The sequence below is a fragment of the Pseudomonas sp. SK genome (assembly GCF_012975065.1).
GTDB lineage: Bacteria > Pseudomonadota > Gammaproteobacteria > Pseudomonadales > Pseudomonadaceae > Aquipseudomonas > Aquipseudomonas anuradhapurensis.
The window spans coordinates 3,609,639-3,623,462 of sequence record NZ_CP051857.1; the positions used below are offsets into that span (position 1 = coordinate 3,609,639).

11 protein-coding genes are annotated in these 13,824 nt (G+C 64.4%); 7 read left to right on the forward strand and 4 right to left on the reverse strand.

Annotated features, from left to right (window positions below):
• Positions 1-124 precede the first annotated feature (124 nt).
• A complete protein-coding gene (locus HG549_RS16750) occupies positions 125-2,143 on the reverse strand; it encodes an alpha-1,4-glucan--maltose-1-phosphate maltosyltransferase (RefSeq protein WP_170030649.1) in 2,019 nt (672 codons plus the stop codon).
• A 141-nt stretch (positions 2,144-2,284) separates the two neighbouring features.
• Between HG549_RS16750 and HG549_RS16755 the strand changes: the two genes are divergently transcribed.
• Positions 2,285-2,446 (forward strand): hypothetical protein, encoded by a 162-nt coding sequence (locus tag HG549_RS16755; RefSeq protein ID WP_170030651.1) that lies wholly within the window; start codon positions 2,285-2,287, stop codon positions 2,444-2,446.
• Positions 2,447-2,586: 140 nt separating this feature from the next.
• Here the strand turns inward: HG549_RS16755 and HG549_RS16760 are convergent, their stop codons facing one another.
• Positions 2,587-4,269: an AMP-binding protein gene (locus HG549_RS16760; protein ID WP_170030653.1), complete on the reverse strand. Its 1,683-nt coding sequence runs from the start codon at positions 4,267-4,269 to the stop codon at positions 2,587-2,589.
• A gap of 321 nt (positions 4,270-4,590) precedes the next feature.
• Between HG549_RS16760 and HG549_RS16765 the strand changes: the two genes are divergently transcribed.
• From HG549_RS16765 to HG549_RS16780, 4 genes are read left to right on the forward strand one after another with little or no spacing between them, the layout of a single operon-like run.
• Positions 4,591-5,754, forward strand: a complete 1,164-nt coding sequence (locus HG549_RS16765) for an isovaleryl-CoA dehydrogenase (protein ID WP_170030655.1) — start codon at positions 4,591-4,593, stop codon at positions 5,752-5,754.
• Between the two features lie 19 nt (positions 5,755-5,773).
• Positions 5,774-7,381: a carboxyl transferase domain-containing protein gene (locus HG549_RS16770; RefSeq protein ID WP_170030656.1), complete on the forward strand. Its 1,608-nt coding sequence runs from the start codon at positions 5,774-5,776 to the stop codon at positions 7,379-7,381.
• Between the two features lie 3 nt (positions 7,382-7,384).
• Positions 7,385-8,200, forward strand: coding sequence for a gamma-carboxygeranoyl-CoA hydratase (locus HG549_RS16775; protein ID WP_170030658.1), 816 nt, complete (start codon positions 7,385-7,387; stop codon positions 8,198-8,200).
• Entirely contained in the window at positions 8,197-10,149 is a 1,953-nt protein-coding gene (locus HG549_RS16780) for an acetyl/propionyl/methylcrotonyl-CoA carboxylase subunit alpha (RefSeq protein WP_170030660.1), read from the forward strand. The genes HG549_RS16775 and HG549_RS16780 overlap by 4 nt, the downstream gene beginning before the upstream one ends.
• A 368-nt stretch (positions 10,150-10,517) precedes the next feature.
• On the opposite strand, the gene HG549_RS16785 is transcribed toward HG549_RS16780, so the two are convergent.
• On the reverse strand, positions 10,518-11,171 hold the full coding sequence (locus HG549_RS16785) for a LexA family transcriptional regulator (RefSeq protein ID WP_170030662.1): 654 nt from the start codon (positions 11,169-11,171) through the stop codon (positions 10,518-10,520).
• Positions 11,172-11,301: 130 nt separating this feature from the next.
• Between HG549_RS16785 and HG549_RS16790 the strand changes: the two genes are divergently transcribed.
• Together HG549_RS16790 and HG549_RS16795 are read left to right on the forward strand one after the other, a co-directional pair.
• Positions 11,302-11,613 (forward strand): DUF6124 family protein, encoded by a 312-nt coding sequence (locus tag HG549_RS16790; protein ID WP_170030663.1) that lies wholly within the window; start codon positions 11,302-11,304, stop codon positions 11,611-11,613.
• A 431-nt stretch (positions 11,614-12,044) separates the two neighbouring features.
• On the forward strand, positions 12,045-12,560 hold the full coding sequence (locus HG549_RS16795) for a DUF4880 domain-containing protein (protein ID WP_170030665.1): 516 nt from the start codon (positions 12,045-12,047) through the stop codon (positions 12,558-12,560).
• Positions 12,561-12,612: 52 nt separating this feature from the next.
• Here the strand turns inward: HG549_RS16795 and HG549_RS16800 are convergent, their stop codons facing one another.
• Entirely contained in the window at positions 12,613-13,803 is a 1,191-nt protein-coding gene (locus tag HG549_RS16800) for a Bcr/CflA family efflux MFS transporter (RefSeq protein ID WP_170030667.1), read from the reverse strand.
• Positions 13,804-13,824: the final 21 nt, after the last annotated feature.

Below are 13,824 nucleotides of genomic sequence, written 5' to 3' on the forward strand. Positions count from 1 at the left end.
GGCCCCATGCACAAGCAACTGACTTTACACAGGCCCTGTGAGAGCGGGCGGGCCGGCGAATCAGGCGCCGCAGTGCAAGGCACCGGCTTTGCCGGTGTTCGCGGGCGCGCCCGCTCCCACAGGTTTACCGCAGCTTTTCGATACGCCAGATCCCGAATGGCAGGTGCCAGGGCTCGATACGCATGAACTGGGTCTTGCCATACCAGGACCAGCGGTGGCCGTTCATCAGGTCCTCGCCATGGGTCTCGGCGTTGTCATCCAGCCCCAACTCCCACAGCGGCAATTCGAAGTGCGCCTCCTGGGCATTGTGCGGATCGAGGCTGATGGCGATCAGGATGTAGTTGTCGCGCTCGGGCGTGCGCTTGGCGAAGTACAGGATGTTGTCGTTCCAGCAGTTGAAGAACGCCACGCCCAGGTGGGTTTGCAGCGCCGGGTTCTGCCGGCGAATGCGGTTGAGCTGGGCGATCTCGGCGATGATGTTGCCCGGCTGGGTGTAATCGCGCGGGCGAATCTCGTACTTCTCCGAGTCCAGGTATTCCTCCTTGCCCGGCAAGGCAGCCGCCTCGCACAGCTCGAAGCCCGAATACATGCCCCACAAGCCCGAGCCCATGGTCGCCAGGGCGGCCCGGATGAGAAAGCCGGCGCGCCCGGAATGCTGCAGGAAGAACGGGTTGATGTCCGGCGTGTTGACGAAGAAGTTGGGCCGGTAGCACTGGCTCCAGGGCGGCTGGTTGAGCTGTTCGAAGTACTCGCGCAGCTCTTGCTTGGTATTGCGCCAGGTGAAATAGGTGTAGCTCTGCGCGTAGCCGACCTTGCCCAGGCGCGCCATCATCGCCGGCTTGGTGAACGCCTCGGCGAGGAAGATCACGTCCGGGTAGTGGCTGCGCACATTGGCGATCAGCCATTGCCAGAACGGCAGTGGCTTGGTGTGCGGGTTATCGACGCGGAAGGTCTTCACCCCCTCCTCGACCCAACCGATGATCACGTCGCGCAAGGCCAGCCACAGGCCTGGCACAGCGTCAGGAGCATAGAAGTCGACGTTGACGATGTCCTGGTACTTCTTCGGCGGGTTCTCGGCGTAGCGGATGCTGCCATCCGGGCGCCAGCTGAACCAGCCGGGGTGCTGCTGCAGCCACGGGTGGTCCTGGGAGCACTGGATGGCAAAGTCCAGGGCGATTTCCAGGCCGTGCTGGGCGGCTGCCGAGACCAGCCGGCGAAAGTCCTCACGGCTGCCCAGCTGCGGGTGAATGGCGTCGTGGCCGCCCTCCGGACTGCCGATGGCATACGGGCTGCCGGGGTCGCCGGGCTGCGCCTGCAGGGAATTGTTGCGGCCCTTGCGGTGCTTGCTGCCAATCGGGTGGATGGGCGGGAAATACAGCACATCGAAACCCATGTCGCGGATCATCGGCAAGCGCTGATGCACGTCGTTGAAGGTGCCGTGATGCTCGGGGCTGTCAGTGCAGGAACGGGGGAACAGCTCGTACCAGCTGGCGAACTGCGCGGCCGGGCGATCCACATCCAACGGGTACTCGATGCTGCGGGTCAGGTAGCTGCGGTGTTCGGCCTCGGCCATCAGCCGGCTGGCCTCGGCGCCGAGGAACACGGCCACCTGCTCGTCTTCATCGAGGGTGGGCAGCCGCTCGGCAAGTGCCTGCAGTTGGTCGCGCAAGGCACCGCCGCTCAGCTCGATGCCCTTGCCCAGCAGCAGGCGCCCTTCTTCGAGTTCGAGCCTGATGTCGACGCCGGCCTGGTACTTTTTCTCCAGGTCGTGGCAATAGGTGGCAAAGGGGTCGATCCAGGCCTCGATACTGAACAGGTGCGGGCCGATTTCGGTGGGGATGAACTCGGCCAGCCACAGGTCGTTGCCCGCCGCGGTCATCGGCACGCAATGAATGCGCCGGCTGCCGGCCTGGCGCCAGTTCAGCGTCACCGCCATGCGGTCGTGGCCGTCGCTGAATACCTTGCTGCTGACCGCAACCGGCTGGTTGCTGATGGCCTTGGCTGCGAATGCGCCGCCTTCGAGCACCGGCTGGGTGTCCTCGATGACAATCCGCGGCGCCAGCAAGGCCTGGGACAGGCTGATAACCTGGTCCGGGTGGTCATTGGCCATGGGCACGCTTTCGAAGGGCTCTTTCAGAGACATCAGGCCTTGCTCCCTTGGGCTGGTGGCAGTAAGGGTTCAGAGCCATGCGCAGGCGCGGGGGTTCAAAAAAATTGAGCGAACGGCAGCTGCCAGCGGTCGAAGCCTGCAGCACCTCTTCAATTACCCACGCGAGGTCAGGCCATGAACATTCCCATTCCACCGGAGACACCCGACCCCAACATCGACGACCCGAGCCTGCCGCCACCGGTGCCGGAAGAGGACCCGGACGAGCTGCCGATCAAGCCGACCGTGCCGCCGACGGTGGGTGACCCACCGAGCCAGGAGCCACCGGTGAAGGGTTAAGGGTAGACCAGGATTTTGTGCTGACAGGGCCGGCCTCTTCGCGGGCACGCCCGCTCCCACAGGTATTTCACAGTGCCCCAGGGCAGTGAAGTACCTGTGGGAGCGGGCGTGCCCGCGAAAGGGCCGGAACAGCCAACGCATCAACCAGCAGTAACCGCCGATATCTCCGCCACACTGATCTCGCGCATGCGGAACTTCTGCACCTTGCCGGTCACCGTCATCGGGAACTCGTCGACGAAACGGATATGCCGGGGCACCTTGAAATGCGCGATGCGCGCCTTGCACCACGCCTGCAGCTCCTCGACCGTGGCACTGTGCCCCGGATGCAGCTTGATCCAGGCGACGATCTCCTCGCCGTAACGGCTGCACGGGATGCCGATCACCTGCGCATCGGCCACCGCCGGGTGGGTGTAGAAGAACTCTTCCAGCTCACGCGGGTAGATGTTCTCGCCACCGCGAATGATCATGTCCTTGTTGCGCCCGACGATGCGCACATAGCCCTGCTCGTCCATCACCGCCAGGTCGCCCGAATGCATCCAGCCGGCCGGGTCGATGGCCTCTGCCGTGGCCTGCGGGTTGTCCCAGTAGCCGAGCATCACGCTGTAGCCACGGGTGCACAGCTCGCCGATCTGCCCGCGCGGGACGATGCAGCCGTCAGCGTCCACGACCTTGTTCTCCAGTTGCGGTTGGGTACGGCCAACGCTGGTCACACGCAGCTCCAGGTCGTCGTCCGGGCCGGTCTGCAGCGATACCGGGCTGGTCTCGGTCATGCCGTAGGCAATCTGCACTTCGGCCATGTGCAGCTGGTCGATGACCCGGCGCATCACCTCGATCGGGCAGGTGGCGCCGGCCATGATGCCGCTGCGCAAGGTGGACAGGTCCACCTGTGCCCGCAACGGGTGGTCGAGCATGGCGATGAACATGGTCGGCACGCCATAGAGGATGCTGGCACGCTCCTCGGCCACGGCGCGCAGGGTGAGCTCGGCGTCGAAGGCGTCGTTGGGGTAGACCATGGTGCTGCCGTGGGTGATGCAGCCGAGGTTGGCCATGACCATGCCAAAGCAGTGGTAAAGCGGCACCGGGATCACCATGCGGTCGCGTTCGCTCAGGCCCAGGCTTGCGCCGACCATGAAACCGTTGTTGAGGATGTTGTAGTGGCTGAGCGTGGCACCCTTGGGTGCGCCGGTGGTGCCGGAGGTGTACTGGATGTTCACCGGCTGGTCGAACTGCAGGCTCTGCTGGCGCGCAACGCAAGCCTCGCGAGAGGTCTGCCCTGCCCGCTCAGCCAGCGCATGCCAGGGCAGGAAGCCTGAAGGCGGGTTGATCGCGAGGCTGATCACACCACGCAGATCCGGCAGCCGTGCACTGGCCAGTTGACCCGGTATGGCGCCCGCCAGCTCGGGTACCAGTTGCTGGACCATGGCATGGTAATCGGAGGTCTTGAACGCGTCGGCACACACCAGCCAGCGGCAGCCGGACTGGCGCAGTACATATTCAAGCTCGCCCACGCGGTAGGCCGGGTTGATATTCACCAGTATCGCGCCGACCTTGGCACTGGCCAGTTGCAGGATGCACCACTGGGCACAGTTGGGCGACCAGATGCCGACGCGGTCGCCGGTATTTACCCCCAGCGCCATCAGTGCACGGGCATGCACTTCGACCTGTTCGGCCAGCTGCCGCCAGCTGTAGCGCAGGCCCTGGTGGCGCGAGACCAGGGCTTCGCCATCGGCACAGCGGGCCACGGTGGCATCGAACGCCTGGCCGATGGTCAGGGTCAGCAGCGGTTGGTCCTGGCGACCGCGGGTATAGCTTGGTTGACTCATGGGTGTCCCTTCTTGTGGTTGTTCTGGGCACGGCTGAAGCAAGCGGGAATACTCTGGCGCAGATTTACGTTTACGTAAAGGTGACGAGTCGATTGACAGTCACCCTGCGCAGGTTTACGTTAACGTAAAGGTGATGAACGACACCTGCCCCGGCTTGACGCCGAGCCCTGTGGGAGCGGGCGTGCCCGCGAATGCGATCACTCAGGCAATGACGGTGGTCCTGCTGACGCATTCGCGGGCACGCCCGCTCCCACAGGGTTCGACGCCAGCTCCTTGAGCTACGGTGTTACCCATATTTCAAGAACAACAAGGTGCCCCAGCATGCATTACCCCACCCTGAACTTCGCCCTGGGCGAAACCATCGACATGCTCCGCGACCAGGTCCGCACCTTCGTCGCCGCCGAACTGGCGCCACGCGCCGCGCAAATCGACCACGACAACCTGTTCCCCGCCGACATGTGGCGCAAGTTCGGTGACATGGGCCTGCTGGGCATCACCGTGCCGGAAGAATACGGCGGTGCCGGCCTGGGCTACCTGGCCCACGTGGTGTCGATGGAAGAAATCAGCCGTGGCTCGGCCTCGGTGGCACTGTCCTACGGCGCCCACTCCAACCTCTGCGTCAACCAGATCAACCGCAACGGCAGCCACGCGCAGAAGCTCAAGTACCTGCCCAAGCTGATCAGCGGCGAGCACATCGGCGCCCTGGCCATGAGCGAGCCCAACGCCGGCTCCGACGTGGTGTCGATGAAGCTGCGCGCGGAAAAGCACGGCGACCACTACGTGCTCAACGGCAGCAAGACCTGGATCACCAACGGCCCCGACGCCAACACCTATGTGATCTACGCCAAGACCGACCTGGACAAGGGCGCACACGGCATCACCGCATTCATCGTCGAGCGTGACTGGAAAGGCTTCAGCCGCAGCAACAAGTTCGACAAGCTGGGCATGCGCGGCTCCAACACCTGCGAGCTGTTCTTCGACGGCGTCGAAGTGCCGGAAGAAAACATCCTCGGCCAGCTCAACGGCGGCGTGCGCGTGCTGATGAGCGGCCTGGACTACGAGCGCGTGGTGCTGTCGGGCGGGCCGACCGGGATCATGCAAAGCTGCATGGACCTGGTGGTGCCGTACATCCATGACCGCAAGCAGTTCGGCCAGAGCATCGGCGAGTTCCAGCTGATCCAGGGCAAGATTGCCGACATGTATACCCAGCTCAACGCCAGCCGCGCCTACCTGTACGCCGTGGCCCAGGCCTGCGACCGTGGCGAGACCACCCGCAAGGACGCTGCCGGGGTCATCCTCTACACCGCCGAGCGCGCCACGCAGATGGCCCTGGAGGCGATCCAGATTCTTGGCGGCAACGGCTACATCAACGAATTCCCGGCAGGCCGCCTGCTGCGCGACGCCAAGCTGTACGAGATCGGTGCCGGCACCAGCGAAATCCGCCGGATGCTGATCGGCCGCGAACTGTTCAACGAAACCCGCTGAGCACAAGGGACGGGCGCACATGGCTACCTTGCACACCCAGATCAACCCGCGTTCGGCGGAGTTCGCCGGCAACCGCGCGGCCATGCTCGAACAGGTCCAGGCCTTGCGTGGCCTGCTCGCCCAGGTGGCCCAGGGCGGCGGGCCCAAGGCCCAGGAACGCCACACCTCCCGCGGCAAGCTGCTGCCGCGCGAGCGCATCGACCGCCTGCTGGACCCCGGCTCGCCGTTCCTCGAGATCGGCCAGCTGGCCGCCCATGAGGTGTATGGCGAAGACGTACCGGCTGCCGGCGTGATCGCCGGCATCGGCCGCGTCGAGGGCGTGGAATGCATGATCGTGGCCAACGACGCCACGGTCAAAGGCGGTTCCTACTACCCACTGACGGTAAAGAAACACCTGCGCGCGCAGACCATCGCCCTGCAGAACCGCCTGCCGTGCATCTACCTGGTGGACTCCGGCGGCGCCAACCTGCCACGCCAGGACGAAGTGTTCCCCGACCGTGAGCATTTCGGGCGGATCTTCTTCAACCAGGCCAACATGAGTGCCCTGGGCATCCCGCAGATCGCCGTGGTCATGGGCTCGTGCACGGCCGGCGGTGCCTACGTGCCAGCCATGGCCGACGAAGCGATCATGGTGCGTCAGCAGGCCACCATCTTCCTTGCCGGCCCGCCCCTGGTGAAAGCGGCCACCGGTGAAGTGGTGAGCGCCGAAGACCTCGGCGGCGCCGATGTGCACTGCCGCACCAGCGGCGTGGCCGACCACTATGCCGACAACGACGAGCACGCCCTGGCCTTGGCCCGGCGCAGCGTGGCCAACCTCAACTGGCGCAAGCTGGGCCAGTTGCAGCGCCAGGCCCCGGTGGCACCGCTGTATGCCGCCGAGGAGCTGTATGGCGTGGTGCCGGCCGATGCCAAGCAGCCGTTCGACGTGCGTGAGGTGATCGCCCGGCTGGTCGACGGCTCGCTGTTCGATGAATTCAAGGCGCTGTTCGGCACCACCCTGGTGTGCGGCTTCGCCCACCTGCACGGCTACCCGGTGGCGATCCTGGCCAACAACGGCATCCTTTTCGCCGAAGCCGCGCAGAAAGGCGCGCACTTCATCGAACTGGCCTGCCAGCGCGGCATCCCGTTGCTGTTCCTGCAGAACATCACCGGCTTCATGGTCGGCAAGAAGTACGAGGAAGGCGGCATCGCCAAGCACGGCGCCAAGCTGGTCACTGCCGTAGCCTGCGCCCAGGTGCCGAAGTTCACGGTGATCATTGGCGGCAGCTTCGGTGCCGGCAACTACGGCATGTGCGGCCGCGCCTACGACCCACGCTTCCTGTGGATGTGGCCCAACGCGCGGATTGGCGTGATGGGCGCCGAACAGGCCGCCGGCGTGCTGGCCCAGGTCAAGCGCGAGCAGAGCGAGCGCAGTGGCCAGCCGTTCAGCGCCGAAGACGAAGCCCGGCTCAAGCAACCGATCCTCGACCAGTACGAGCATCAGGGCCACCCCTACTACTCCAGCGCCCGCCTGTGGGATGACGGCGTCATCGACCCGGCCCAGACCCGCGACGTGCTCGGCCTGGCCTTGTCGGCCGCGTTGAACGCAGCGATCGAACCGAGCCGCTTCGGCATTTTCCGGATGTGACCCATGAGCGATTTCAGCACCCTCGAAGTGATCCGCGACCCGCGCGGTTTCGCCACCCTGTGGCTGAGCCGCGAGGACAAGAACAACGCCTTCAACGCCTTGATGATCCGCGAGCTGATCGTCGCCCTCGACCAGCTGGCCGAGGACGCCAGCCTGCGCTTTGTGCTGCTGCGCGGCCGTGGCCGGCACTTCAGCGCCGGCGCCGACCTGGCCTGGATGCAGCAGTCGGCGCAACTGGACTTCAACACCAACCTGGACGACGCCCGCGAGCTGGGCGAGCTGATGTACGCCCTGCACCGCCTGAAGACGCCGACCCTGGCGGTGGTCCAAGGCGCAGCCTTTGGCGGCGCACTGGGCCTGATCAGTTGCTGCGACATGGCCATCGGTGCCGAGGACGCCCAGCTGTGTCTGTCGGAAGTACGCATCGGCCTGGCCCCGGCAGTGATCAGCCCGTTCGTGGTCAAGGCCATCGGTGAGCGCGCCGCCCGCCGCTACGCCCTCACCGCCGAACGCTTCAGTGGTGTGCGAGCGCGCGAACTGGGCCTGCTGGCCGAGGTGTACCCGGCCAGCGAGTTGGACACCCAGGTCGAAGCCTGGGTCGCCAACCTGCTGCAGAACAGCCCGCAGGCGTTGCGCGCCACCAAGGACCTGCTGCGCGAAGTGGACGCCGGTGAACTCAGCCCGGCCCTGCGCCGCTACTGCGAAAACACCATTGCCCGCATCCGCGTCAGCGCCGAAGGCCAGGAGGGCCTGCGCGCCTTCCTGGAAAAACGCCGCCCCGCCTGGCAAACCGATGACAAGAAGGAGCCGCGCCCATGAGCCGCCCCGCTTTGACCACCCTGCTGGTCGCCAACCGTGGCGAAATCGCCTGCCGGGTGATGCGCACCGCCAAGGCCATGGGCCTGACCACCGTCGCCGTGCACAGCGCCACCGACCGTGATGCCCGGCACAGCCGCGAAGCCGATATCCGCGTCGACCTCGGCGGCAGCAAGGCGGCCGACAGCTACCTGGTGGTCGACAAGATTCTCGCCGCCACCAAGGCCAGCGGCGCCCAGGCCATTCACCCCGGCTATGGTTTCCTGTCGGAGAACGCAGGCTTTGCCCGTGCCATCGAACAGGCCGGGCTGATCTTCCTCGGCCCACCGGCCAGCGCCATCGATGCGATGGGCAGCAAGTCGGCGGCCAAGGCGCTGATGGAAGCCGCTGGCGTGCCGCTGGTGCCCGGTTACCACGGCGAAGCCCAGGACCTCGACACCTTCCGCGCCGCCGCCGAACGCATCGGCTACCCGGTGCTGCTCAAGGCCAGTGCCGGCGGTGGTGGCAAGGGCATGAAAGTGGTCGAGGAGGAAAGCCAGCTGGCCGACGCCCTGGCCTCGGCCCAGCGCGAGGCGCAATCGTCGTTCGGCGACGCGCGCATGCTGGTGGAAAAGTACGTGCTCAAGCCGCGTCACGTGGAAATCCAGGTATTCGCCGACCAGCACGGCAACTGCCTGTACCTGAATGAGCGGGACTGCTCGATCCAGCGCCGCCACCAGAAGGTGGTTGAAGAAGCCCCTGCGCCTGGCCTGTCGCCTGAACTGCGCCGGGCCATGGGCGAGGCGGCAGTCCGCGCCGCCCAGGCGATCGGCTATGTCGGTGCCGGCACCGTCGAGTTCCTGCTCGACGCCCGTGGCGAGTTCTTCTTCATGGAGATGAACACCCGCCTGCAGGTGGAGCACCCGGTTACCGAGGCCATCACCGGGCTCGACCTGGTGGCCTGGCAGATCCGCGTAGCCTGCGGCGAGCCCCTGCCGATCACCCAGGAACAGGTGCCGCTGATCGGCCATGCCATCGAAGTGCGCCTGTATGCCGAGGACCCGGCCAACGAATTCCTGCCCGCCACCGGCACGCTGGCGCTGTACCGTGAGTCGGCGCCTGGCGAAGGCCGGCGGGTGGACAGTGGCGTCAGCGAGGGCGATGCGGTATCGCCATTCTACGACCCGATGCTGGGCAAGCTGATCGCTTGGGGCGAAGACCGCGAGCAGGCACGCCTGCGCTTGCTGGCCATGCTCGATGAATTTGCCATTGGCGGGCTGAAGACCAACATTGCCTTCCTGCGGCGCATTCTCGCGCACCCGGCATTTGCCGCGGCCGAGCTGGACACCGGCTTCATTCCGCGTCACCAGGCCATGCTGCTGCCCGCGCCCCAGGCGTTGCCAGCCGGTTTCTGGGAAGCCGCGGCCGAGGCCTGGCTGCAAGGCCAGGGCGGGCAGCAGCGGGATGACGACCGCTGCTCGCCGTGGGCCGAGCGCACTGGCCTGCGCCTGGGCCTGCCGGCACGCAGCAGCTTGCATCTGGCCAGTAATGGGCAGGATCAGGCGGTGGCCCTGGAACGCAGTGCCGCGTCCGCCTGGCAACTGCTGGGCGAGCACCTGGTGCATAACCATGCAGGTGTACGCCGCCAGCATCTGGCGCTCCGCCGTGGTGGCACGTTGTACCTGCAGTGGGACGGCGAGATGCATGCGGTGGAAGCCTTCGACCCGATCGCCGAGGCCGAGGCCAGCCACAGCCATCAGGGCGGTTTGGGCGCGCCGATGAATGGCAGCATCGTGCGGGTGCTGGTAGAGCCGGGACAGCTGGTGGAAGCGGGGACGGCGCTGGTGGTGCTGGAGGCGATGAAGATGGAGCACAGCATTCGAGCGCCGCATGGCGGCACGGTACAGGCATTGTTCTGCCAGGAAGGCGACATGGTCAGCGAAGGGACGGTGCTGGTTGAATTGGCGGAGTGACCGGAGCTGTTTGGCTTGAGTTTTGTGGGCCTGTGAGATCGAGCGCCGCCCGCGCGGCGCATCGCGGATAAATCCGCTCCTACATTTGTTGCAACGTGCCGAACCTGTTACGCCATGGTTGCCAGCCTGGCGCATGCCTGTAGGAGCGGATTTCATCCGCGATGCGCCGCGCGGGCGGCGCTCGATCTCCAACGCGCCACAACAACCATTTGTTGCAACGTGCCGAACCTGTTACGCCATGGTTGCCAGCCTGGCGCATGCTTGTAGGAGCGGATTTCATCCGCGATGCGCCGCGCGGCGGCGCTCGATCTCCAACGCGCCACAACAACCACGCCTGGCACCCGCCAGCCCCACCCGAATCTCAAACCCTAAAAAACCCCATGCACCCGCACGACCACCCCCAGAAACTCGCACCCCGCTTCACAGAGAACAGTCGGATAGCGCGTATTCAGCGGCTTGAGCATCTTGTCTCCACCCTCCTCGATCAACTGCCGCAACACCGCCGGCCGCCCCGGCTGCCGGGCAATGACCAGCCTACCTGGCTCTGCCGGCAGGCCGGTATCCACCAGCACTCGCATACCCTCGGGCACGCTCTTGCCACTGGCGGCATTCATCGAATCGTTCTCTACCACCAGCCAGAACGCATTACCCGCAGGCATGTAGTCGCTCTGTTCGTGGCTTTTGCCTGTTTCTGGCAAGGGCCCCTGCAAGTCCGCCCAGCTCAGCACTGGGAAGCGAAAGCTTGCATAGAGCAGCGCTTTGCCTGAAGCCGGTTGGTCGGCCGCATAGCGACCAGGTGATTCGCGCACCATATCGCGCTCCACCACCATGACTTGGGCTTCAAGAAACACCAGCCCAAGTTTTTCAAGCTTTTCGTTGATGGTTTCCAACGTCGGCTGCCGCGTGCCACGCAGCCAATGACCTACGCCGCCCTGGGTCATGCCCAGGCGTTCGGCCAGCTTGAGCTGGCTGAGATTGTGTTCGCGCTTGTAGCGCTTGAGAAAAGCGTTCCAGTTTTCCATGAGCGGCAACAATACGGACTGTATTACCTGCAGCAATACACAATCTGAATTATTTCTTTGGCCATGAATAGTACAGATTGACCTATGCTGTGATTCCTGTGTGTTTGAAGGGAAATCAGAAGGTATCGCGATGAAACCACCGAAAAACGACGAAACAGATCTCGACAGCGAAGCCGCCCGCCGCGCCCTCGACTACTACCTCAACCCCAACCCGCAGCGTCCCACCCTCGACAACAGGATCTGGACGTTGCACGAGGGTGTCACCAGCGAACAGGCCCGGGAGCATGCCATCGCCCTGCTGCGCTGCGCCGCCGCCACCGCCCAGGAAACCGCCACCCACCAGCACGGCAGCCAGCGCGAACTGACCTTAGCCCTGATGCACATGATGGACATGGCCCGCGCGCTGCTGGAGCACAAACGCGCCGTGGAACCAGGCATCTAGGCAACAAAGAAGGGAGAGAACGTGATTGGCCGGGTAACGGCAAAGGCCCCGATTGCCGGGACAAGGAAGCGCACCGGTAAAACTTTTTTACCGGATAAGCGAAAAATTCATTTGACTTGCAAATGATAACGATTATTATTGCACTCAACTGATCGCGAGATCAGCTGGATAACCCGGAGCTTAGGTCGCTCTCGGATTATCTCCTCATCAGGCTAATCACGGTTTTGGACCCGGCTTTTTGCCGGGTCTTTTTTTTGGCTCTTCAGGCTAATGAAGATCGTGATGGCGCGCATGCTAGCAAAAGTGTTTCAGGGCGTGAACGCTCATTGCAGAACATTGCAAAATCAGCACTTGAGAATCAATATCGTTTAGCTTAGGCTGACAGTGCGTCACGGAAGATGCCCCCTCTCCCTCCCAGCAAGGAGCTGACCATGAGCCGCCTGCTACTGCCGCTCGAACACCCAACCCCGACTACGGGGGACGCTACCGCAGCGTCCCTGCTGCATGCCTTGCAACAGCTGCCACGGCGCGTACAGCAAGTGTTCCTGCTCAACCGCCTGGACCAGCTGGACTTCGCCACCATCGCTGCCCGCCTCGGCCTGCCCCTGGCCAGCATCGAGCGGCACATGGACCAGGCCCTGCAAGCCGGCCGTTCGCGCCACGACGGGCTGGCGAGTGCTGCCGGGCGATGGTATGTGCGTTTGCAGAGCCCCGAGGTGACCGCCTGCGAGCGCATCGATTTCCGTCGCTGGCTCGACGCAGACCCGGCGAACCTGCAAGCATTTCATGACACCGAACTGCACTGGCGCAGCCTGCTGGCACCGGCACGGCAGCTGGGACATGACGGCTGGTACCGGCACGGACGAGCCGCGCTGTCGCTGGGCGGCTGCTCGGTCGCGCTAGGCCTGGGCGTGGCGGCGCTGGTAGTGCTCGGTCTTTGCGCCTGATCAACGCCTCAACCACGCCGTCAGCGTTTCCGCAGGCTTGGCCTGCTGGCTATCAGGTTCGCGTGCTGGTCAGCGTTTCCGGCAAGCAGGCAAGCAACAGCCACCCGCACAAACTCACGCCCACGAACAGAAGCCCCAGGCTCATCGGCAGCGCGCTTTCGACACTGGCAACAAGACTGCCAGCCAAACCTCCGCCGGCGAACAACAAGGTTGTATTGAGCGACGCTGCCGCACCGGCCTGCTGCGGGTAACGCGCCAAGGCTTGAGTCGTTGCCGCAGGCCGCACCAGCGTTGTCCCGGTGGTGCAAACGATCATCGGTAGTAGAAGCCCTGTCACCGTCAACCCTGCAACCAGCGCCCAGATCAGCAGCGTGACGCCGCCGAAGGCGATAAGCAGGAACCCGGTCTTGATCTGCGCCTGCGGGCTTACGCGATTGTTCGCATAGGTCGCGGTTGCCCCGCCAGCGATATACGCCAGCCCATAGGCAATAAACACCAGCGAGAATTGATACGGAGTCAGCCCGAGGTCATCCATGAACGCCAGTGGCGCGACCACGATGAAGGAAAAATGGCAGGCAAAAGCGAGGCTGGACAACAGGGAGTGCGCAAGATAGGTCGTGTCACGCAGCATGCTCCGATAGCCGCCCATGCCTGAAACCCGCCCGCGCGATGCAGGCGTGTCCTGCAGCAACGCAAACGACAAGCACGCAACGATCAGGGCAATGAAGGCGAATACGGTAAAGCTGCCCTTCCAGCCGAAGGCCTGTTGCAGAAACGCCCCCGCAACCGGCGACAACGAGATGAACAGCCCACTCGCGCTGGTCAGCAGGATACGCATGGCATTGCGCTGTTTGCCGCTATACAGGTCCTGGACCAGCGCCTGGCCCAGGACGAAACTCCCGCAACCCAAGGCCTGCAGCAAACGGAACGCCATGAACGTCTCGTAGCGGGCCGAGAATGCGCAACCCACTGCCCCGGTAATGGAGAGGCCCAGCCCAGCGAGCAACAACCGCTTGCGTCCCATGGCATCGGACAGTGGCCCGATCACCAGTTGCGCCAGGGCCACACCAAAAGCAAAGAAACTCACCGAGTAGGCTATTTGCTGGGGCCCGACATGAAATTCATCTGCAAGCGCGGGGAATGACGGGAGGATCACATCAAGGGGGAACACGCCTAGCAGACATAGCAGGATCAACAGGGCCGAGTACAGAGGATTGCTGACCGGTTCGAAGGGCCGGGGCACGCTGTTAACCTCGCCGCTTCA